This window comes from Thiocapsa sp. C2-2m, from assembly GCF_041903745.1.
Classification (GTDB): domain Bacteria; phylum Pseudomonadota; class Gammaproteobacteria; order Chromatiales; family Chromatiaceae; genus Thiocapsa; species Thiocapsa roseilacustris.
The window spans coordinates 185751-206726 of the sequence record NZ_JBBWVD010000001.1 but is presented as its reverse complement, the minus strand read 5'-3'; the positions used below and the strand labels follow the sequence as shown (position 1 = coordinate 206726).

General features: G+C 63.5%; 19 protein-coding genes. 12 read left to right on the top strand and 7 right to left on the bottom strand.

The window, feature by feature from the left end; genetic code table 11:
- Positions 1-51 precede the first annotated feature (51 nt).
- The 6 genes from AADX97_RS00910 (at position 52) to AADX97_RS00885 (ending at position 9133) form a co-directional block, all read left to right on the top strand.
- Positions 52-2226 (top strand): ABC transporter substrate-binding protein, encoded by a 2175-nt coding sequence (locus tag AADX97_RS00910; RefSeq protein WP_374232778.1) that lies wholly within the window; start codon positions 52-54, stop codon positions 2224-2226.
- Positions 2223-3203: an ABC transporter permease gene (locus AADX97_RS00905; RefSeq protein WP_374232779.1), complete on the top strand. Its 981-nt coding sequence runs from the start codon at positions 2223-2225 to the stop codon at positions 3201-3203. Before AADX97_RS00910 ends, AADX97_RS00905 begins: the two co-directional genes overlap by 4 nt.
- A 139-nt stretch (positions 3204-3342) precedes the next feature.
- A complete protein-coding gene (locus AADX97_RS00900) occupies positions 3343-4761 on the top strand; it encodes an ABC transporter permease (protein WP_374232780.1) in 1419 nt (472 codons plus the stop codon).
- An 81-nt stretch (positions 4762-4842) separates the two neighbouring features.
- Positions 4843-6873 carry a dipeptide ABC transporter ATP-binding protein gene (locus AADX97_RS00895; RefSeq protein ID WP_374232781.1) on the top strand — a complete coding sequence of 677 codons (2031 nt, stop codon included), beginning with the start codon at positions 4843-4845 and terminating at the stop codon, positions 6871-6873.
- Positions 6874-6974: 101 nt separating this feature from the next.
- Positions 6975-8318 carry an EAL domain-containing protein gene (locus AADX97_RS00890; RefSeq protein ID WP_374232782.1) on the top strand — a complete coding sequence of 448 codons (1344 nt, stop codon included), beginning with the start codon at positions 6975-6977 and terminating at the stop codon, positions 8316-8318.
- A 614-nt stretch (positions 8319-8932) separates the two neighbouring features.
- Positions 8933-9133 (top strand): cold-shock protein, encoded by a 201-nt coding sequence (locus AADX97_RS00885; protein ID WP_175534457.1) that lies wholly within the window; start codon positions 8933-8935, stop codon positions 9131-9133.
- Positions 9134-9332: 199 nt separating this feature from the next.
- Here AADX97_RS00885 and mobA read toward each other — a convergent pair whose 3' ends face one another.
- The 5 genes from mobA to AADX97_RS00860 all read right to left on the bottom strand — a co-directional run bounded on the left by mobA (position 9333) and on the right by AADX97_RS00860 (position 12858).
- The gene (gene mobA, locus AADX97_RS00880; protein WP_374232783.1) at positions 9333-9899 is read right to left on the bottom strand and encodes a molybdenum cofactor guanylyltransferase MobA; all 567 of its coding nucleotides are present in this window, start codon (positions 9897-9899) and stop codon (positions 9333-9335) included.
- A gap of 93 nt (positions 9900-9992) precedes the next feature.
- The gene (locus tag AADX97_RS00875; protein ID WP_374232784.1) at positions 9993-10421 is read right to left on the bottom strand and encodes a phosphate-starvation-inducible protein PsiE; all 429 of its coding nucleotides are present in this window, start codon (positions 10419-10421) and stop codon (positions 9993-9995) included.
- A complete protein-coding gene (locus tag AADX97_RS00870) occupies positions 10418-10954 on the bottom strand; it encodes a murein L,D-transpeptidase family protein (RefSeq protein ID WP_374232785.1) in 537 nt (178 codons plus the stop codon). Before AADX97_RS00870 ends, AADX97_RS00875 begins: the two co-directional genes overlap by 4 nt.
- A 37-nt stretch (positions 10955-10991) precedes the next feature.
- The gene (locus tag AADX97_RS00865) at positions 10992-11363 is read right to left on the bottom strand and encodes a DUF2237 family protein (protein ID WP_374232786.1); all 372 of its coding nucleotides are present in this window, start codon (positions 11361-11363) and stop codon (positions 10992-10994) included.
- A gap of 76 nt (positions 11364-11439) precedes the next feature.
- Positions 11440-12858 (bottom strand): transglycosylase SLT domain-containing protein, encoded by a 1419-nt coding sequence (locus AADX97_RS00860; RefSeq protein WP_374232787.1) that lies wholly within the window; start codon positions 12856-12858, stop codon positions 11440-11442.
- 191 nt (positions 12859-13049) lie between these two features.
- Between AADX97_RS00860 and AADX97_RS00855 the strand changes: the two genes are divergently transcribed.
- From AADX97_RS00855 to dnaQ, 3 genes are all read left to right on the top strand, one after another.
- The gene (locus AADX97_RS00855) at positions 13050-13811 is read left to right on the top strand and encodes a class I SAM-dependent methyltransferase (RefSeq protein ID WP_374232788.1); all 762 of its coding nucleotides are present in this window, start codon (positions 13050-13052) and stop codon (positions 13809-13811) included.
- Positions 13804-14235, top strand: coding sequence for a ribonuclease HI (rnhA, locus tag AADX97_RS00850; RefSeq protein ID WP_374232789.1), 432 nt, complete (start codon positions 13804-13806; stop codon positions 14233-14235). The genes AADX97_RS00855 and rnhA overlap by 8 nt, the downstream gene beginning before the upstream one ends.
- A gap of 188 nt (positions 14236-14423) precedes the next feature.
- Positions 14424-15146, top strand: a complete 723-nt coding sequence (dnaQ, locus tag AADX97_RS00845) for a DNA polymerase III subunit epsilon (RefSeq protein WP_374232790.1) — start codon at positions 14424-14426, stop codon at positions 15144-15146.
- Positions 15147-15349: 203 nt separating this feature from the next.
- On the opposite strand, the gene fnr is transcribed toward dnaQ, so the two are convergent.
- Positions 15350-16108: a fumarate/nitrate reduction transcriptional regulator Fnr gene (gene fnr, locus AADX97_RS00840; RefSeq protein ID WP_374232791.1), complete on the bottom strand. Its 759-nt coding sequence runs from the start codon at positions 16106-16108 to the stop codon at positions 15350-15352.
- A gap of 161 nt (positions 16109-16269) precedes the next feature.
- Complete coding sequence (locus AADX97_RS00835; RefSeq protein ID WP_374232792.1) at positions 16270-16662, bottom strand: sulfur globule family protein; 393 nt, start codon at positions 16660-16662, stop codon at positions 16270-16272.
- 326 nt (positions 16663-16988) lie between these two features.
- Here AADX97_RS00835 and AADX97_RS00830 point away from each other — a divergent pair, with 326 nt between their 5' ends.
- From AADX97_RS00830 to eno, 3 genes are all read left to right on the top strand, one after another.
- Entirely contained in the window at positions 16989-18632 is a 1644-nt protein-coding gene (locus AADX97_RS00830) for a CTP synthase (RefSeq protein WP_374232793.1), read from the top strand.
- On the top strand, positions 18629-19465 hold the full coding sequence (gene kdsA / locus AADX97_RS00825) for a 3-deoxy-8-phosphooctulonate synthase (RefSeq protein WP_374232794.1): 837 nt from the start codon (positions 18629-18631) through the stop codon (positions 19463-19465). Before AADX97_RS00830 ends, kdsA begins: the two co-directional genes overlap by 4 nt.
- 225 nt (positions 19466-19690) lie before the next feature.
- On the top strand, positions 19691-20968 hold the full coding sequence (gene eno / locus AADX97_RS00820; protein WP_374232795.1) for a phosphopyruvate hydratase: 1278 nt from the start codon (positions 19691-19693) through the stop codon (positions 20966-20968).
- Positions 20969-20976 lie beyond the last annotated feature (8 nt).

Sequence of the window (20976 nt, the reverse complement as noted above, 5' to 3'; positions counted from 1 at the left end):
ATTTGCCACGCTAACATTACAGAAACTCGGTTATCGGTGAAAGGGTCTGGCGTGCGGTCAATCGAGCGGTTCGACATCCGAGGACGTTTTCTGCTTGGCCTGGTTGCAATCCTGCTGGCGGGTTGCGGCGAGCCGCCTTGGAACGACCCCTACCCGGCGAATGATGCGACCGGCAATCGGGTCTACAGCTCCTTCGCCGAGCGGCCCAAGCATCTGGACCCGGCGCGCTCCTACAGCGCCGACGAGTATGCCTTCCTTGCACAGATCTACGAGCCGCCGCTTCAGTACCATTTTCTGCTGCGCCCCTATAGACTGGTGCCGCTCACGGCGCGCGAGGCGCCCGAGCCCGCGTACTTCGACATCGACGGCAACCCGCTCCCGCAGGATGCTCCCGTCGAGTCGATCCATCGCAGCGATTATCTGATCCGCATCCAGCCCGGGATTCGCTATCAGCCCCATCCGGCGCTCGCCGTGGACGATACCGGCGCCTATCGCCATCACGCGCTGACCGCCCATGATCTGCGTGGAATCAACCAGCTCGGGGACTTCGAGCAGACCGGCACCCGCGAGCTGACCTCGGAGGACTATATCCACCAGATCAAGCGGCTGGCTGCGCCCTGGGCACATTCGCCCATTGCGGGCGTGATGCAGAAGCATATCCTCGGGTTCGAGGACTACGCGGAGAGCCTTGCGCAGACCGCCGAAACCGATCCGTTGCAGCGCTTGGCCAGGCTTAAAGCGTCCGAGATTGCCGGTGTCGAGCGTATCGATCCCTACAGCTACCGCATCAGCGTCAATGGCAAGTATCCGCAGTTCGCCTACTGGCTCGCCATGCCCTTCTTCGCCCCCATGCCCTGGGAAGCGGAGGTCTTTTACGCCCAGCCGGGGTTGCGCGAGCGCAACATCACGCTGGACTGGTACCCGGTTGGGACCGGTCCCTTCATGCTCGGTGAAAATAATCCCAACCTTCGGATGGTGCTCGAGCGCAACCCGAATTTCCGCGGCGAGCCCTATCCGAGCGAGGGCATGCCGGACGATGCGGCATCCGGGATCCTCGCCGATGCCGGCCGACCGATGCCCTTCATCGAGGAGGCCGTCTATAGCCTCGAGAAGGAAAGCATCCCGCGCTGGAATAAGTTCCTGCAGGGCTTCTACGACAGCTCCGGGATCTCGTCCGACGCCTTCGACCAAGCTGTTCAGATCGACGCCGGGGGCGAGCCCGTGCTCACCGATGCGATGCGCGAGCGTGGGATCAGCCTGCTGACGTCGGTTGAGCCGTCCATCATGTATATGGGATTCAATATGCTGGACCCTGTGATCGGCGGGGACTCGGAGCGAGCGCGCCTCCTGCGCCGAGCCATCTCAATCGCGGTGGACTTCGAGGAGTTCATCTCCATCTTCACCAATGGCCGCGGTCTGGTCGCGCAGGGCCCTATCCCGCCCGGGATCTTCGGCTACCGCGAGGGCGAGGCGGGGATCAATCCATTCGTCTACGAATGGAGCGGGGGGCGGGCGGTACGGCGGAGTCTCGACGAGGCGCGGGTCCTCATGGAACAGGCGGGGTATCCGGACGGTCGCGACCGGGAAACCGGTCGAGCACTGACGATCAACTACGAGGCGATCGCGACCGGCCCCGACGATCGCGCCCGTCTGAACTGGATCCGCAAGCAGTTCGCCAAGCTCGGTATCGAGCTCGTGATCCGCTCGACCGACTACAACCGCTTTCAGGAGAAGATCCGCAACGGGACCGGTCAGGTCTTCATGTGGGGCTGGAACGCCGACTACCCGGACCCGGAGAACTTCCTCTTCCTGCTCTACGGGCCGAACGGCAAGGTCGAGCATCAAGGCGAGAATGCGTCGAACTATGCCAATCCGGAATTCGATCGTCTCTTCAATACGATGCGCTTCATGGACGACGGCCCCGAGCGGCAGGCCGCCATCGACCGCATGGTCGAGATCGCCCGCACCGACGCGCCATGGCTCTGGGGCTTCAACCCCAAGGCATTCAGCCTGCATCATCGCTGGATGTACAACGCCAGTCCGAACCAGATGGCGAACAACACACTCAAGTATCGTCGGGTCGACCCCGAGCTGCGCGAGCGGCTTCGCCATGAGTGGAACCCGCCGATCCTCTGGCCGCTGTGGGCGATCGGTGTGCTCCTCGTGGTGATCATCCTGCCTGCGCTCTGGCTGGTGTGGCGGCGCGAGCGGAGCACCGCGCTGTGACGGCCTACATCATCCGGCGATTGATCTATGCGATCCCGATCCTGATCGGGGTGAACCTCATCACCTTCGTGCTCTTCTTCGTGGTCAACGCGCCCGACGACATGGCGCGGATGCATCTCGGCGAGAAACGGGTTACCGAGGGGGCGATCCAGACCTGGAAACAGGAGCACGGCTACGACCGGCCGCTGCTCTACAACCCGGAGGCCCCCGGCCTCGCGCGCTTCACCGAGACCGTCTTTTTCGAGAAATCGATCCGCTTGTTCGTCTTCGACTTCGGCTCCTCCGACAACGGCCGCGACATCGGCTACGACATCTCACAGCGGATGTGGCCGAGTCTGGCCATCGCCATCCCCGTGCTGCTGGTCGGACTCGCCTTCAACATCTCCTACGCGCTCTTCATCGTCTTCTTCCGTGCGACCTATGTGGACATCGGCAGCGTCGTCCTGCTGGTGGCCATGATGTCGATCTCGGGCCTCTTCTACATCATCGGCGGACAGTTTCTGCTCGGAAAGCTCTTCCACCTGGTGCCCATCTCGGGATACGACACGGGCGTGGAGGCTTGGAAATTCTTGATCCTGCCGGTGATCGTCGGCGTGATCGGCGGGATCGGGGCCGGCACCCGCTGGTATCGCACACTCTTTCTGGAGGAGATCTCGAAAGACTATGTCCGCACCGCCAGGGCGAAGGGCTTGAGCGAGCGGCGCGTCCTCTTCCGCCACGTCTTGCAGAATGCCTTGATCCCCATCCTGACCGGTGTCGTGGTGGTGCTGCCGCTGCTGTTCATGGGCAGTCTCATCACCGAGTCCTTCTTCGGGATCCCGGGGCTCGGCAGTTACACCATCGACGCCATCAACAGCCAGGATTTCGCGATCGTGCGCTCGATGGTGTTCCTCGGGGCCGTCCTCTATATCGTCGGTCTGATCCTGACCGATATTTCGTACACACTTGTGGATCCGCGGGTTAGATTGCAGCCTTGATCGAGAGCGCCTGCTGCCTCCAGCCTCCGGCCTCCTGCCACCGGCTTCCTGCCCGATCGAGGTCCGCGGGTGGCTGGAGGCTGGAGGCTGGAGGGCGTTGGCGATTCGCGGATCCGTCCAGCAGTTCGGGACGCCAGCCATGAGCGTGATGCCGGTTGTGCTTTGGACGGATGGTCTGGTCTTTTTGCTCCTGGCGTTGATCGGGGCCTTCGTGCTCTACGCCTCGCGGCATGAGCACATGCGTGCGCCTTGGCGGCGGGTGATGCGCTCTCGCGTGGGCGTGGCGACGATCGTCGTGCTGGGTTTCTATGTCGTCGTCGGGTTGCTCGATACGGTGCATTTTCGGCTTGCGCTCGACCGGCAAGGCGACGACAGCGCCGAGACCCGCTATTCGCCCGAGGTCTTGAGTCTGCTCGACCTGGCGCTGAGCGGGTTGCGCGAGCGTCAGGAGAAGACCTATTCGGCGCCCTTCGCTACCCATCTCTTCGTGAAGGAGGCGATCGAGCAGCCGGACGGGACCCTGTTACGCGACTTTCCTCGGCTCGAACACGGTGGCGCGCATCTGGATGACCCTGCGCGTCAGCGCGGCTTCGACATCGCCTGGCGCGCCGCGTGGGGCGCACTGCAGGGCTTGGTCATCTGGGCTGTGCTGGCGACCGGGATCCTGTGGCTGATCGCACGCTCGCGCGGGGAGACGCCGGCGGCAGCCCGCGCGGCCGTTCTGGCGGGACGCACGCCGATCCCCTGGCGGACCGCCCTCGTGATGCTCGGCATCATGCTGGTGCTGAGCGCCGTTGCGGGCGAGCTGGCGCTCAAGTACCACATCCTTGGAACGGACAAGGTCGGCGAGGATGTCTTCTATCAGACGCTCAAGAGCATCCGCACCGGACTCCTGATCGGCACGCTCACCACCCTCGTGATGCTGCCCGCAGCGGTCTTGCTCGGCATCATGGCCGGCTATTTCAGGGGCTGGGTCGACGACGTGATTCAGTATCTCTACACCACGCTGAACTCCATCCCGGGCGTGCTCCTGATCGCCGCGGCCATCCTCTTGCTGCAGGTCTACATGAGCAACCATGCCGACGACTTCGCGAGCCTGGTCGAGCGCGCCGATCTGCGTCTGCTGTTCCTGGTGCTGATCCTGGGCGTGACCAGTTGGACCGGGCTCTGCCGACTGCTGCGGGGTGAGGCCCTGAAGCTGCGTGAGGTCGACTATGTCCAGGCGTCCACGGCCCTGGGCGTCGGTCACTTCACCCTGATCGGCCGCCACATCCTTCCCAACGTCATGCACATCGTGCTGATCACTTTGGTGTTGGACTTCAGCGGGCTGGTGCTCGCCGAGGCCGTGCTCTCCTACATCAACATCGGCGTGGACCCGACCATGAATTCCTGGGGGAACATGATCAACAGTGCACGGCTCGAGCTGGCCCGGGATCCGGTCGTCTGGTGGTCACTCACCGCCGCATTCGTCTTCATGTTCACCTTGGTGCTCGCGGCGAACCTCTTTGCCGATGTGGTGCGCGATGCCTTCGATCCGAGGCTCAAGGGTGCAGGCTGATCGCGTCTGTGAGCCCCCTGCGCGTGCCGTGCGTCCGTGCGGTTCAATCGCCTGTTTTGAAAAGAAAAGGGTGATCGTCTGATGTCGTCCGATGTGCTGCTTGAGGTCTCGGGGCTGACGACGCTGCTCGGGGATGCCGCGCGGCCGGTTCGGGTCGTCGACGGGATCGACCTGACGATCCGTGGAGGCGAAACCTTCGTGCTGCTCGGAGAATCCGGATGCGGCAAGTCCATGACGGCGCTCTCGCTGATGCGGCTCCTGCCGCCGTCCGGACGTATCGCGGCCGGTGCGGTGCGCTTGGCCGGAACCGACCTGCTGCGCCTGACCGAGGCCGAGATGCGCCACGTCCGCGGCGGGCGGATGGCGATGATCTTCCAGGAGCCGCAAACCTCGCTCAATCCCGTGATGAGCGTCGGCGATCAGATCGCCGAGGCGGTCCGGGTCCACGAGGGCGGATCGCACGATCGGACACCGGCGCGTGTCGTGGAGCTGATGCGTGCGGTCGGTATCCCGGATCCGGCCCGACGGGTCGATGAATACCCGCATCAGCTCTCGGGCGGCATGAAGCAGCGCATCATGATCGCCATGGCCTTGGCCGGCGACCCGCAGCTGCTGATCGCCGACGAGCCGACCACCGCGCTGGACGTCACCATCCAGGCCCAGGTTCTACGGCTGTTGAAGGATCTGCAGGCGAAGACCGGCATGGCCGTGCTCCTCATCACCCACGATCTCGGCGTGGTCGCCGAGACGGCGGACCGCTTGGCCGTCATGTACGCGGGCCAGATCCTGGAGACCGCGACCACCGAGGCATTCTTCGCCGCGCCGGCGCATCCCTATAGCCGCCGCTTGATGGAAAGCCTGCCCGGTGCGGACAAACGCAGTGCGCGTCTGGCCGTGATCCCGGGACGCGTCCCGCATCTGGACCAGGCGTTCGTCGGCTGCCGGTTCGCCGAGCGTTGTGATGCGGTCATGCCCCGATGCCGCGACCAAGTGCCCGTCTGGCGCGACCTGGAGACCGGGCAGGGCGTGCGCTGTCATCTCTGGGACCAGGGCGGCGCGCAACCCGAGGGCTTGATGCGCGGGGTCCGGGATCCCGTCGCAGCCCCCGAGACCGCGCGACAAGACGCGCCGGATCCAGAAGCAGCCGTTGCCCCCATGCTGCAGGTCCGGGATCTCAAGGTCCACTTTCCGATCCACGACGGCGTCTTCCGGCGTGTCGTCGGACAGGTGCGCGCGGTCGACGGTCTGACCTTCGACCTGACACCGGGACGCACCTTGGCGTTGGTCGGGGAGTCCGGCTGCGGTAAGACCACCGCCGGCAAGGGCATCCTGCAGCTGACGACACCCACGGGCGGGTCGATCCGCTATCGGGGCGAGGAGCTGGTGGGGCTGGGGCATCGCCGGATGCGTCCCTTCCGCAAGGATCTCCAGATCATCTTCCAGGATCCCTACGCAGCGATGAATCCGCGCATGCTGGTTGGGGATTTGATCGGCGAGGGCCTCCAGGCGCTCGGGATCGAGCGCAGTCGGGCCGGGCGAATGCGGCGCGTCGCCGAGCTGCTCGATCTGGTCGGCATGGACGCGGATGCCGTCGAGCGCTACCCGCACGAGTTCTCCGGCGGTCAGCGTCAGCGCATCTGTATCGCCCGCGCGCTTGCCGTAGAGCCCAGGCTGATCGTCTGCGACGAGCCGACCAGTGCGCTGGATGTCTCGGTGCAGGCCCAGATCCTCAACCTGCTGAAGGATCTTCAGGATCGCCTCGGTCTCGCCTATCTCTTCATCACGCACGACATCTCCGTGGTGGCCTACCTGGCGCACGAGGTGGCGGTCATGTATCTCGGGCGCCTGGTCGAGCGGGGCCGGGTCGACGAGATCCTGGATGACCCGCGTCATCCCTATACCCGGGCGCTGCTCTCGGCCGTGCCCGTGATCGACCGGGAGAAGCGGCGCGCGGTGATTCGTCTCGACGGCGACATGCCCTCGCCGAGCAACCCACCTGCGGGCTGCTACTTCCACCCGCGTTGCCCGGATGCGGTCGCGGCCTGTGCGCAGTCGTATCCGGAGGAGACGCGTCTGAGCGAGACCCGTCTCGTCCATTGTCTGCGGGTCTGATGCGAACATTCGGCAAGCAGCGCCGCCCCTTGTGTTGAAGGCCGGTGCGCCGTATGGTTTTGTCACTCCACTAGGATCCGTGCGCGGCGAGTTCAATCGCAATGAGCAAAGCGAAGCAAATCCTCTGCATCGACCCCGAACCGTCGGATCTTCGCATTGCAGCGCTCCTCAACCGGAAGGGCATCGCGGTCGATCTGACCGAGGTCTCCTCGCGCGAAAGCCTGCGCGGCGCCTTGGAGCGCCCGAACTGGTGGGACCTGATCCTGTGCGACGGCGAGAGCGTCGAGGGCCTTGGCGTGGAGACCGCCATCCTGCCCTTTCGGGACGAGCTAGATGCCTCTTTGGTCCTTGTGAAGGCGGCTGAGAGTCCGTTGACTGTTCAGCAGGGTCATCGTCTCGGCGCTGCAGACTTGGTCGTGCGCGACGAGATCGAGCACCTTCTGGTGGTGTGCGAGCGCGAGCTGCAGAGCTGCGCCATTCGAAAGGAGTTACGCGCTCTGCGCCGCACGGCGGGCCTCCTCGATCAGGGTGCCCCGCGGTCGGTCGTGTTGGCGACGATCCATGACTTGAGTCGTAGCGTGCGCCCGGACAAGGAGGGTGAGCAGCCCAACGGCGCTGCCCTCGGTGAGAGCCCGGCTGCCGATCAGGCCCGTATCCGAGCGCTCATCAATGCAGGCGGTCTCACGCTCGAGTTTCAGCCGATCATCTCCCTGAGTACCCACGAAGAGCATCGCAGCATGTTCGAAACCTTGGTGCGTCTCAAGGATGACACAGGCAAGCTGCTGATGCCCGGTGAATTTTTGCCCGTCCTGGAGTCTGCCGGATGGATGACTAAGATCGACCTGTGGATTCTGCGCCGCGCCTTGGCGACGCTTCAGGAGATGCAGGAGGGCGGAGCGCAGGACGCGGTGCTTTTCATCAACGTCGCGACCGAAACCCTAAGCTCCGCGGAGACGGCGAAGGCGCTCGGGGCCTTTATCTCGGCCGCCCGTCTTGCGCGTGGCTCGATCGTCATCGAGGTGCGCAAGTCCGCCTTCAACACTGCGCGCTCAGCCTTGGAGGGACTTGCTCGGTCGCTCCAAGCGAAGAATCATGGTCTTTTGATCGAGGATGCCGGCGTCGAGGATTGCGCCTTTCTCGAAGAGCACCGCGACCTCATCACGCATGTGAAGCTCGAGCGCATCCTGACACAGGGATTGGTGGAGGGTCGTGTCGCGCAGGAGGCGGTGAACGCGCTGGTGCGGTGTGCGAAGAAGGAGGGCATGCGGGTCATCGCGTTGGCGGTGGACAACGCCGAGCTTCTGCCGATGCTGATCGCTGCAGGTGTGGACGCGATTCAGGGGCATTTCGTCAGCATGCCTTACCAGAACCTCATGTACCCCAGCATTCAGCGGGTCGAGTCCAGCTCGAGGCCGGCTTGGCAGGATCCCGAGTGGTCAGGTTGAGAGGTTCCTTCCTCGCGCAAATTTTTTTGCTCCGATGGCTGGAATGGGCGCGCATTTTCCGATTTTCGCGGTACACTAGGCGCAAGTGAGGGGCTCGCGCATGGAATTCGGATCAGGTGTTTCGAATAGCTCGGTACCGATTGATGCCGGTTAGGCGCGAGATCAAACCCCGATTTCAGACGATCGACCCCATTCCGACATCCGCATCCTATTCCTGCCTCCTCTGCAACCCCGTTACGATGAGCACCAGCCTTCCGTTAGACGTTTTCGTGTCCGGTTCAACGCATTCGCTCTGCAGCGCTTTATCGGCGTCCTTGGAGCGAAGCCGATTCCGGATCATGAATGTGATGGGGTGTGTGCTGCTTCGGGATGTGCTGACGGCGCGCCGGGGTATGGAGCAACAACAAAAACCGTTTAAGGCATGCTGCACGCGAACCATAGACCACCTTCAGGTCACCGGGGTCCGATGCATGATAAAGACTGAGTCAGATCGACTTGATTCAGATTCCACTCCAGATCGAGTGGAGGACACACTAGCCTTCTCGTTAGGCTGGGTTTAGGTTAAGCCAACTCAGGTTGGTCCGTTAAGTGATGAGGTTGATATGCCAGGTGAATTGGTTTCCGGGACGGTCAAGTGGTTCAATGACGAGAAGGGATATGGCTTCATTGAGCGCGAAGGCGGCAAGGACGTCTTCGTCCATCACAGTGCCATCAATGGCTCCGGGCGCAAAACGCTGCTCGAGGGGCAAAGGGTCACCATGGAGGTGACCCAAGGACCCAAGGGCCCCCAAGCGGAGAACGTGACTCCCGACTGAGGTCGCGACACCACCCGGAGCCGAGCTGGATTGCTCGATCCGACGGGGGCCGGGTTCTTCGTAGGATCGACTCTGCGGCCCCCGCTCCCCGTCGCATTGCTCTCAATGGGCCTTGGCCCTTGAGAGCATTTTGACTCGCCTTGTTTCGTTGAGCCCTATCCTCTTCACCGACCGGGCTCTCGTCTCCCTGTGGCATCGGTTATATCAGTTGCGATGCGAGCCGCGCGGCGTCCTCGGCCGAATTGATATTGGCGAAAGCCTGCGGCTGATCGCTGAAATCCGCCAGCGCATGCCGATGTCGAGCCAACCACTCTCGGACCTTCCGAGTGCCCGCTGCAAGATCGGCCGATAGCGACTGTTCGAGCGCGACCGGCAGGAGGACGTAGACCGGGTGAATGCGTCCCCCTTCGGTGACCGTTGCTAAAGGGGCGTCACCCGACATCAATGCCGCGACGAGTCGACTGGCAAGGTCGGTCGGCAGTAGAGGTCCGTCGCACGGCACTGTCAGGATCCAATCGGTTCGGGATGCCCGCATGGCGCTCAGCATCCCGGCTAAGGGTCCGTTGAATCCGGGGTCAGAGTCGGCGATCACGGGCATGCCGTATCTTGCATAGATCTCGCAGTGACGGTTTGCGTTGATGAGCAGCGCTCCCACCTGTGGCGCGAGTGCGTCCAGCACCCATTCGATCAGCGGGCGGCCGGCGAGCTCCACCAGCCCTTTGTCGATGCCCCCCATGCGAAGGCCGCGGCCGCCGGTCAGGATCACCCCGGTGATATTGCTTGGTGTCGGGGGAGTGCGCTTCATTCCGAGTCCGAGCTCGGGTCGCGCTCGGGGAGCTCGCACCGACTTGCGTCCCGATCAAGGTGCATCCTCGTCTCGGCTCAAGGCGCTGTAGGGGAAGCGGACATGCCCGAAACGAATGAGGAGCACAGCTACGGCCAGTATCAGGATGGCGATCGAGGTGGCGATGATCGCGGCCTCGGTCATCTCTTTCATGTCGATGATCAGGTGGCGGGCGAGGGCAACCATCGCGATGTAGAGTGGCATGCGGATCGGCAAGGCGCCGGATTGCAGGTAGATGCCGACCATCGTCAGCACCTCGAGATAGATGAACAATAAGAGAAGATCGCCAAGACTCACCTCGCGGCGCTCGACCATCTCCATGATCTCCTGGATACCGGCAATAACCGTCGCGATGGCGATCACCACCAGACCGAGCATCTCGATCCCGGAGAGTACACGTCCGCTGACCGACACGATGCGCGATTTCGATGGCTCTGGGTTCATGGCAAGATCTCGATCGGCGTCCCGTCGACGGTCAGTGACAAAATTTCGTCGATCTCATGGTTGGAGACCGCGATGCACCCCAGTGTCCAATCATCCTCGATCCACGTCGAGCGGTTTTTTCCGTTTGGTTGGCCGTGGATCATGATCATTCCTCCCGGCGGCTCACCCCGGCGCTCAGCCCGCCACCGGTCGCCCAGGCTAGGATAGGAGATATGCAGCGCCTTATGGAAGCGGCTGCGGTCGTTCCGTCGATCGATCAGGTAACGTCCCTCGGGGGTACGGCCGTCGCCTTCGCGTGTCTTGTGCCCGATCGGTTGAAACCCGAGCGCGATGTCATAGCTCCGCAAGGCCCGCTCGCCGCGCATCAGGTAGAGGCGACGCTCGGTCTTCTTGACGACCAACCGGTCTGCCTTGCCCGAGGGTGCGCGATGGGAGTGGTCGAGGTTACGTGGGGCGCCAGGATCTGCGATGGGAAGATACGACATCGCCGCTGAGTGCGCCGAGAACATCGACAGCACCGCGGCGATGATCAAGGCGCGACCTGCTGCTCCGCCAGATTTCCCCTTCGCGTCACGACAGATCGAAGGCATGCGATTTGATGTCGGCGAGACTGACGACCTCAAGCGCGCGCTCGTGGGTCGCCCTCAGTACGACGCGCGGGGCTACGCCGGCTTCGAGGGCCTCTTGCCACCGCGCAGCACAGAGGCACCAGCGGTCGCCCGGCTTGAGACCGGGAAAACCGTATTCGGGTTGGGGGGTCACGAGGTCGTTGCCGCGGGCGAGACTCAACTCAAGGAACTCGCGGGTCATGCGGGCGCACACCGTGTGGGATCCCGCGTCCCGCGGGCCGGTCTCGCACTTACCGTTGCGCGCGAAGCCGGTCAAGGGATCGGTCGAGCAGACCTCGAGCGGTTCACCCAAGACGTTTTTGTGATTCATCATCGAGCTGTCCCTTCGGAAGTGCCTATAGAAGCGCTCGCGCGCCCCGTTGAAGTGTACCAGCCCAATGGATCTACTGTCAGGAGGTTGGAGCCCGCCCGGGCGGATAGATGAGGATCAGGTCGCCGGGATTCAGCCGCGTCTGGGCGAGCCGATTCCAACGCTGGAGATCCTTGACACTCACGCCGTAACGTTTTGCCAGTGTCTTGATCGAGTCGCCTTTGGTGACTAGGTGCGTGATCAAGGCGGAGTCATCGGTGGCCTGGACCTTGAGTGTTTGACCCGGGAGCAGCGGCTCGCGAACGGAGATGCCGTTCAGCTCCGCGAGTGTGCGCGGCTCGATACCGTTCGCGCGGGCGATCGAGGCGATGGTTTCGCCACCCTTCACCGCATGGATCTTATGGCGCTCGGCGCGTGCGACCTTCGAGCGGGTCGCGGCGCTGGGTCGGGATTGGGCCACGGCGGCCATAGCCGGCATGATCTGGACCTGGCCCATCTTCTTGCCGATCCGCTGACCGGTCCCGACCGGCACCAAGATATGGCCGGGGCTGTCGGGGGCCGTCCGTCCGAGCTTGAGTGCGGGGTTGAGACGCTGCAGCTCGTAGAGCTGAACGCCGGTCGCCGAGGCAACCCGGTTCAAATCGACCGGCTGCTGCGTGCGGACCACCTCGAGCTGGGGACGATCGGGCACCGGCGGAAGATTGAGGCCGTAGCGGGCCGGTGCGGCGACCAAGCGTGCGGTGGCGAGGATCTGTGGAACGTAGTGCTTGGTTTCGTTCGGAAGGTTGAGTGACCAGTAGTCGGTCGGCTTGCCGCTGCGGCGATTGGCGGCCTGTGCGGCGGCCACGCGACCCGGACCGCAGTTGTACGCAGCCATGGCGAGCGTCCAGTCGCCGTCGAAGCGTCGGTTGAGCTGCTCGAGATAGTCGAGTGCCGCGCCGGTGGACGCCAGCGGGTCACGTCGGCCGTCGTACCAGGCATCTTGTCGTAAGCCCATCTCAAGCCCGGTGTAGGGCATGAACTGCCAAATCCCGGCGGCCGCCTTGGGCGATGTCGCAACCGGATTGAACCGGCTTTCGACATGGGGCAGGAAGGCGAGCTCCATCGGCAGTCCGCGCCGCTCGATCTCGGTCACGATCATATGCAGATAAGGCATCCCCTGCTGGGACATCCTGGAGAGATACTGGGGGTCTCGGCGGAAGCGCTCCACCGTGCTGTCGATGCGGGCGTCTGCGTAGAGATCGAGGGTCATCCCGGTGCGGACACGGTTCCAGAGGTCACCGCGCGAATCCACACGCCCGGCGGTGCGTCTTTCCATGACCACAACATCCGTGGCCGGTCGGACGTAACCGTATTCGCGCGCGGAAACCATGCCTGAGTAGCCGGGGTCTCCGAGGTCGTTCTCGACATGTCGGGTCTCCGTCGCACAACCGTTCAAGATCAGCGTCAGGACGCCGAGCGCGCCGAGCGAGCGCACCAAACGAGCGGCATCAAGCATCTTTCCCCCCTAACAATCCCTAGTAAGTGATTGTATATTTGAGTTTTCTAGGAATTAGAAAAGCATCATACCCAAAGCCGGCCTTCAATTCCAGATCCAATTCCAGATTGGGCCGCAGAAAATTCGCCTGCACGCCTGCACGACAGTGCGCTCAAACACGGTTAACATGCGCGTCTCGAAGAGGCATCGGCATGACTGTGCGCAATGGTCCGGGGTCACCCCTGGCAGAACTACAAGACTGGTACCGGTCGCCGCTCGGAGCCGAGGTGGCGGCGCTTGAGAGTGCGTGTGTGGAGCGGCTGCTGAGCGACACCTTCGGCTATTACCTGGTCCAGATCGGCGTGACCGAGAGCTTTCGAGACGCCATGGCCTCAAGTCGAATCCGCCATCGGATCCTCATGCCCTGCGAGCAGCCCTCGGGTCACGGTGGACGCGAGATCGTCGGATTGCCGAGCCGGTTGCCGCTTGCGAGCGATTCGATCGACGCCATCCTGCTGCCCCATACCTTGGATTTTTCGCCCGATCCGGATGCGGTGCTGCGCGAGGTCGAGCGCGTCCTGATCCCGGAGGGTCGAGTGATCGTGCTGGGCTTCAACGCGCTCAGTGCCTGGGGTCTTTGGTCCCTGCTGCGCGGTTCGGCGACGCAGGTGCCTTGGTGCGGGCGTTTCCGCACCGCTTATCAGATCGAGGATCGGTTGTCCGTGTTGGGTTTCGATATCGAGATTCGAGAGCACATCATGTTTCGGCCGCCGTTCCGGCGCGCCTTGGGACCGAGCTGTGCGGCATTCGACACCTTGGGGCGGCGACTCTGGCCGATTCTGGGCGGTGTCTATTTGATTCGGGCCGTCAAGCGGGTGGCTACCTTGACGCCGCTGCGCCCGGCTTGGGGGCGGCGCTCGCTGTTGCGCGGCGGTGCGGCGGAGCCGACGACACGCAGGGCCGGTCATGCCTGATTGCGTGCGCGCCTACACCGACGGTGCCTGCAAGGGCAATCCGGGGCCCGGGGGCTGGGGTGTCCTGTTGCGATGGGGCGACGTCGAGAAGGAGCTGTGCGGCGGCGAGCGCGCGACCACCAACAACCGCATGGAGCTGATGGCGGTCATCATGGCGCTGGAGACCATGAAGCGTCCGACCTGTCTGGAGATCGTCACCGACTCTCAATACGTCAAACGCGGGGTCGAGGAATGGATGCCGCGTTGGAAACGCAACGGCTGGCAGACGGCCGAACGCAAGCCCGTGAAGAATCGCGACCTTTGGGAGCGTCTGGATACCGCGATCGGCGGCCATCAGGTGCGCTGGAAGTGGGTCAAGGGCCATGCCGGTCATGCCGAGAACGAGCGTGCGGACCGACTGGCAAATCGCGGGATCGGGGGCTGAATCGCGTCCGGCATGACATGCGCGGTCTTCGCGTCGACTCGGCGTCGCGTGACTCGGCTGACTTCGGCGCAGACGCGATTCAGATATCGGAATTTTTCTCTTTAAACCGCGTCAGGTACGAGCCATTTGGAGTCCTCGGGGATTTGCTTTCCTGCAACGCGGCGGGTTTCACTTAGGACGCGGTTTAAATGAGACAGATTGTGCTCGATACCGAGACCACGGGTCTCGACCCCCAGGCTGGCCATCGCATCATCGAAATCGGTTGTGTCGAGCTGATCGACCGCCGCCTGACCGGAAACAACTTCCACCGCTATCTTCAGCCGGATCGCCAGATCGATGCGGGCGCCTCCGACGTGCACGGGATCACCAACGCCTTTCTCGCCGACAAGCCGCGCTTCGCCGAGATCGCCGAGGGCTTCCTGGACTATTTGGAAGGGGCCGAGCTGATCATTCACAACGCGGCCTTCGATCTCGGGTTTCTCGATCGCGAGATTACCGGCTGGAATGCCGAAGTACCGCGGATCGGGGATCGATGCGAGGTGATGGATACGCTACTCATGGCTCGGCGCATCCATCCGGGGCAGCGCAACAGCCTCGATGCCTTGTGCAAGCGCTACGGCGTGGATCATCGCCATCGCGACCTACACGGGGCTCTGCTCGATGCCGAGATCCTGGCGGATGTCTATCTCGCCATGACCGGTGGGCAGGTGGCCTTGAGTCTCGGGGAGGATCTCGCGACGCCGTCTCATGCCGGGCCGAACGCTCGGCAGCGCGGCCGACTGGATCCGAGTCGGCCGCGATTGCGGGTGACTCAGGCCGATCCGGCCGCGCTCGCCGCCCACGCCGAGCGACTCGCGGCGATCCAGGCGGCAAGTGCCGAAGGTTGTCTTTGGCTTCGCGCCGAGGGATGACACCGCTCGCGGTCTAAACCGCGCCCGGCGCAAGATGCGTCATCGAGATCCTGTGTGGTCTTTTGGAACCCCGCAGTCTCGGCGGAGACGCCGTTTGGAATTTTATCGTTTCAATTTCCTAAACTGCGCCGACTCCGAGGGTTGTCGATCGCTCCGGGGCAGATCCAGTCCGACGAGCATCCCAAAGCCGCAGCGGGCGCAGTTTAGCTCTGCTGCTGTTGGCGCCGATTCTGCCCGGCGCCGCCCACCAGCGACTCCAGCGTGTCCACGTCGAGCAACTGAATGTGCTTGCGGTCGACGTTCATCAGGCCATCGTCCTGGAAACGCGTGAAGAGTCGGCTGACGGTCTCGACGGCGAGACCCAGGTAGTTACCAATCTCGTGTCGGGACATGCTCAGATAGAAGTCGGTCGCGGACAATCCGCGTTTGTGCAGTCGCTTGGACAGGCTAAGCAGGAAGGCGGCGAGCCGCTCTTCGGCGTTCTTTTTACCGAGGAGCAAGAGCATGTCCGTGTCGTGCCCGATCTCTTTGCTGAGCAGCCGATACATCTGATGCTGAAGACTTGGAATGGTCGCCGTGAGCTCTTCGAGCCGGGTGAAAGGGATCTCGCAGATGGCGGATGTCTCGAGCACCTTGGCCGAGCAGGCGTGGATGTCCTTGTCGATCGCATCCAACCCGATCACCTCGCCCGGAAGATGAAAACCCAGCACCTGCTCGCCGCCCTCGGGGCTGGGGGCAAAGGTCTTCACGGAGCCGGTCTTCACAACATAGAGCGAACGAAATCGGTCCCCGTCGCGAAACAAAAAGTCACCCCGGTGAAGCGGTCGTGTTCGCTTTACGATCTCGTCGAGTCGCTCCACATCGTCCGGTGCAAGGCCCATCGGCAAACAGAGCGACGACAGGGAGCAGTTCCTGCAGGCGATGCGAATGGTCTCCAACGAGATGACTTTATGATGGCTCACAGCATCGCCCCACAATCTTCGATCGCCTGATTTTGAACCGTCGTTTGATCTGGATCAAGCGAAGATTATCTTCTTGTCATCGGGTCGACCTGAACCCGCAAGAAAAGGCCGCGCCCTCGCGGGCGCGGCCTTGACGCGAGCCTGACGAATCGGCGTTCGGCTTACTTCGCTTCGCCGGTCGCGGGGGCAGCGGGCGCGGCGTAGGGCGCAGCATACGGCACGCCGTAGTAGGGGGTGCCGTAACCCGGATAGCCATAGCCGTAGCCGGGGTAACCGTAACCGTAGCCTGGATAGCCGTAACCGTAGCCGCGTCCGTAGCCGCGACCACGTCCGTAGCCGCGACCGCCGCCGCTCATGTTCATGTTGAAGTCGCCCCAGCCGTCGCCGAGCATGTCGCCGAACAAGTCGCCGAGACCGGAGCCATAACCGGGCCCGTAGCCGCCGTAGCCCGGACCGCCCCAACCCGGTCCCCACCACGCCTGGGCCGGGCTCACGGCGAAGGCGGCGGCGCCTGCGATTACGGCGGCACTCAACAATTTCGCTGTTTGATGCATCGTTGACGCTCCTCTATTGACATTTGACATTCATCATCAACAACATCGATCAAGGCCGCTGCGACGCCGCCCGATCCTGACGAGCGCCGGCAGCGCCGAGAGGGTGTGTTTCGTGACTTGCGAAACGCCGTCAAATATACCCAGATCTCTGGATTTTGTGAAGTTTGCCGGGGCCGGCCCGGGGCCGGCGGCAGGGTTCGGGCGTGCGATGGTCGTCCCGAGTGCTCGGGTCAGCGCGCGCCTGTATCCCCGTTGAGCGGATCCGGGGATTTTGGTAGCGTGTCGGCGGATACGGGCCATCGCCCTCGACTGCCTCCTCGACCCCCATGACCAAGTTCATCTTCATCACCGGCGGTGTTGTCTCGTCGCTCGGTAAAGGCATCGCGTCGGCGTCTCTCGGGGCGCTGTTGGAGGCTCGCGGCCTGCGGGTGACCATGATCAAGCTCGATCCCTATATCAACGTGGATCCGGGCACCATGAGTCCGTTCCAGCACGGCGAGGTCTATGTGACCGACGACGGGGCGGAGACCGACCTGGATCTCGGCCACTACGAGCGCTTCCTGCGCACCCCGATGGGTCGCAACAACAACTTCACGACCGGGCAGATCTACGAGAGCGTCATCCGCAAGGAGCGGCGCGGCGACTATCTCGGGCGGACGGTCCAGGTCATCCCGCACATCACCGACGAGATCAAGCAGGCGATCCGTCTGGGCGCCGAGGGCGCCGACGTGGCCATGGTCGAGATCGGCGGCACCGTGGGCGACATCGAATCCTTGCCCTTCCTCGAGGCGATCCGCCAGATGCGGGTGGAGGAGGGGCGCGAGAACGCGCTCTTCATGCATTTAACCTTGGTGCCCTATATCCGCACCGCCGGCGAGATCAAGACCAAGCCCACGCAGCACTCGGTCAAAGAGCTGCGCTCCATCGGTATCCAGCCGGACATCCTTTTGTGTCGGGCGGAGAAGCACCTGCCGGACGAGGAGCGGCGCAAGATCGCGCTCTTCACCAATGTGACCGAGGACGCGGTCATCTCGGCGGTGGATGCGGACAATATCTACCGCATCCCGCGCTTGCTGCACGACCAGAAGCTCGACGAGCTGGTGGTGCGCCAGTTCCGGATCGAGGCCCCAGAGGCGGATCTGTCCGAATGGGATCGCGTCCTGGAAGGTTTCGATCACCCCGAGCAGGTCGTCCGTGTCGGCATGGTCGGCAAGTACATGCACCTCACCGAGGCATACAAATCGCTCTCCGAGGCGTTGGCCCATGCCGGCGTGCACACCAAGACCAAGGTCGAGATCGTCTATACGGATTCGGAGGTGATTGAGCAGGAGGGGACCGACAGTCTCGATGGGCTCGACGCCATCCTGGTCCCGGGCGGGTTCGGCGAGCGCGGGATCGAAGGCAAGATCCAGGCGGCCCGATACGCACGCGAGCACCGCATCCCCTATCTCGGGATTTGTCTGGGGATGCAGGTCGCCGTCATCGAGTACGGGCGTCACGTCGCCGGCCTGGATGGCGCGCACAGCACCGAGTTCGATCGCCGGACGCCCCATCCCGTGATCGCGCTCATCACCGAGTGGCGCGACGAGCGCGGGCGGATCGAGACCCGTGACGAGGGCGTGGATCTGGGCGGCTCGATGCGCTTGGGTGGCCAGAACTGCCGTCTGGAGCCCGGCAGCCTTGCGCGCAATGTCTACGGCAAGCCGCAGGTCCGCGAGCGCCATCGTCATCGCTACGAGTTCAACATCTGCTATCTGAACGTCATGAAAGACGCCGGGATGCGTTTCTCCGGTTGGTCGCTCGACAACCGGCTGGTGGAGATCATCGAGATCCCGGACCATCCCTGGTTCATCGCCTGCCAGTTCCATCCCGAGTTCACCTCGACCCCGCGCGACGGTCATCCGCTCTTCTGCGGCTTCGTTCGCGCCGCGCTCACGCGGCGTCACTTGGTGCAGGATACCCTCGCATGATCCTCTTCCCCGGTTTCGATGTCGGGCTGGATCGCCCGCTCTTTCTGATCGCCGGTCCCTGCGTGATCGAGAGCGCTGGACTGGCCGAGGAGACGGCCGGCGCGCTCAAGGAGATGACCGACGATCTGGGAATCCCCTTCATCTACAAGTCGTCCTTCGACAAGGCCAACCGATCCTCCTCGGGCAGCTTCCGCGGTCTCGGGCTGGCGCAGGGGCTGGCGATCCTGGAGGGCGTGCGCGAGCGTATCCGCGTTCCGATCCTGACCGACGTGCACGAAGACACGCCGCTGGGCGAGGTCGCGGATGTGGTGGATGTCCTCCAGACCCCGGCCTTTCTCTGTCGCCAGACCAATTTCATCCAAGCGGTCGCCAGCCAGGGCAAGCCCGTGAACATCAAGAAGGGTCAGTTCCTCGCCCCCTGGGACATGCGCCATGTCGTCGAGAAGGCACGCGCGACCGGCAACGAGCAGATCATGGTCTGCGAGCGCGGCGTCTCCTTCGGCTACAACAACCTGGTCTCGGATATGCGCGCGCTCTCGGTGATGCGCGAGACGGGCTGCCCGGTCGTCTTTGATGCCACCCATTCGGTACAGCTGCCGGGCGGGCAGGGCGATCGTTCCGGCGGTCAGCGTGAATTCGTCCCGGTCTTGGCCCGCGCCGCGGTGGCCGTCGGCATCGCCGGTCTCTTCATGGAGACCCACCCGAATCCCGATGTGGCCCTGAGCGACGGCCCGAACGCCTGGCCGTTGGACAAGATGCGCGCCCTACTCGAAACCCTAGTTCAGATCGACCGACTGGTGAAATTGGCAGGTTTCGCGGAGCAAGCGCTTTGAGATCGGCTTGAGGCCGCAGTCGGCATGGCCGGCGAGCCTATGTGTCCCCGCGTGATCGATCGTGTCCGCGTCCGGGCTCGCCCTGCCTGAGCCGGTTTGAATCGAACAACGCGATCGGACGCGTGCCTGCGGCGGACCGATCGACGCGAGACTCCCCGCTCGGTCTATATACCCACGCGATTCCCTTGAAGAATCGCTCCGTTCTTGTTTTTGGAGAGACATGCCATGTCCGCTATCGTCGATGTTCGCGCCCGCGAGGTTCTGGACTCCCGCGGTAACCCCACAGTCGAGGCCGATGTCATCACGGCCGACGGTGCGATCGGCCGCTTCATCGTGCCGTCCGGTGCCTCGACGGGCTCGCGCGAGGCCCTCGAGCTGCGCGACGGCGATCGCTCCCGGTTCAATGGCAAGGGCGTCCTGACCGCCGTCGCCAACATCCAAGGCGAGCTGCGCGACACGGTCGTCGGTATGGATGTCGGCGACCAAGCCGCCCTCGATCGCGCCATGATCGCGCTCGACGGGACCGACAATAAAGCGCGTCTCGGCGCCAACGCACTGCTCGGCGTCTCGATCGCCGCCGCGCATGCCGCCGCCCAAGAAAAGGCGCTGCCGCTCTTCATGTCTCTGTCGGCCGGCCCCTATCGTCTGCCCGTGCCCATGATGAACATCATCAACGGCGGCGAGCACGCGGACAACAGCGTGGACTTCCAGGAGTTCATGATCCTGCCGGTCGGCGCACCCAGCATCCGCGAGGCGGTACGTTACGGTGCCGAGGTCTTTCATGCGCTCAAGTCCGTGCTGCACGGGCGCGGTCTGACCACAGGTGTCGGCGACGAAGGCGGTTTTGCCCCCGACCTGCCCTCCAACGAGGCGGCGATCGAGGCGATCCTCGAGGCGATCCACAAGGCGGGATTCAAGGCCGGCTCGGACATCTATCTCGGGATGGACGTCGCGGCGTCCGAGTTTTACGCCGACGGCAAATATCATCTCAAGGGCGAAGGCCGCACGCTCGACTCCGACGGAATGACTGATCTTCTGCTCGGCTGGGTCAATCAGTACCCCGTCATCACCATCGAGGACGGCTTGGCCGAGGGCGACTGGGACGGCTGGAAGCGCCAGACCGAACGTCTCGGGGGCAAGGTCCAGATCGTCGGCGACGACCTCTTCGTCACCAACACCAAGATCCTGCAGGAAGGTATCGACAAGGGCATTGCCAACTCTATCCTGATCAAGGTCAATCAGATCGGCACCCTGACCGAGACATTGGAGGCGATCGCCATGGCCCACGCCGCCGGCTACACCGCCGTCGTCTCACACCGCTCGGGCGAGACCGAGGACACCACGATCGCCGATCTGGTCGTCGCGACCGGCACGGGCCAGATCAAGACCGGCTCCTTGTCGCGCTCCGACCGGGTCGCCAAGTACAACCAGCTGATGCGGATCGAAGACCAGTTGGGCGACGAGGCCACCTATGCGGGTCGCTCTGCCTTTAAGTGGCTTTGAGGGTTGGC

Bases quoted from the DNA above. Each gene is read 5' to 3' on its own strand.
- AADX97_RS00900 (WP_374232780.1), top strand. From the start codon at position 3,343: ATGAGCGTGATGCCGGTTGTGCTTTGGACGGATGGTCTGGTCTTTTTG.
- AADX97_RS00895 (WP_374232781.1), top strand. From the start codon at position 4,843: ATGTCGTCCGATGTGCTGCTTGAGGTCTCGGGGCTGACGACGCTGCTC.
- AADX97_RS00890 (WP_374232782.1), top strand. From the start codon at position 6,975: ATGAGCAAAGCGAAGCAAATCCTCTGCATCGACCCCGAACCGTCGGAT.
- AADX97_RS00875 (WP_374232784.1), bottom strand. From the start codon at position 10,421: ATGAACCCAGAGCCATCGAAATCGCGCATCGTGTCGGTCAGCGGACGT.
- AADX97_RS00865 (WP_374232786.1), bottom strand. From the start codon at position 11,363: ATGATGAATCACAAAAACGTCTTGGGTGAACCGCTCGAGGTCTGCTCG.
- AADX97_RS00860 (WP_374232787.1), bottom strand. From the start codon at position 12,858: ATGCTTGATGCCGCTCGTTTGGTGCGCTCGCTCGGCGCGCTCGGCGTC.
- AADX97_RS00855 (WP_374232788.1), top strand. From the start codon at position 13,050: ATGACTGTGCGCAATGGTCCGGGGTCACCCCTGGCAGAACTACAAGAC.
- rnhA (WP_374232789.1), top strand. From the start codon at position 13,804: ATGCCTGATTGCGTGCGCGCCTACACCGACGGTGCCTGCAAGGGCAAT.
- dnaQ (WP_374232790.1), top strand. From the start codon at position 14,424: ATGAGACAGATTGTGCTCGATACCGAGACCACGGGTCTCGACCCCCAG.
- AADX97_RS00835 (WP_374232792.1), bottom strand. From the start codon at position 16,662: ATGCATCAAACAGCGAAATTGTTGAGTGCCGCCGTAATCGCAGGCGCC.
- AADX97_RS00830 (WP_374232793.1), top strand. From the start codon at position 16,989: ATGACCAAGTTCATCTTCATCACCGGCGGTGTTGTCTCGTCGCTCGGT.
- kdsA (WP_374232794.1), top strand. From the start codon at position 18,629: ATGATCCTCTTCCCCGGTTTCGATGTCGGGCTGGATCGCCCGCTCTTT.
- eno (WP_374232795.1), top strand. From the start codon at position 19,691: ATGTCCGCTATCGTCGATGTTCGCGCCCGCGAGGTTCTGGACTCCCGC.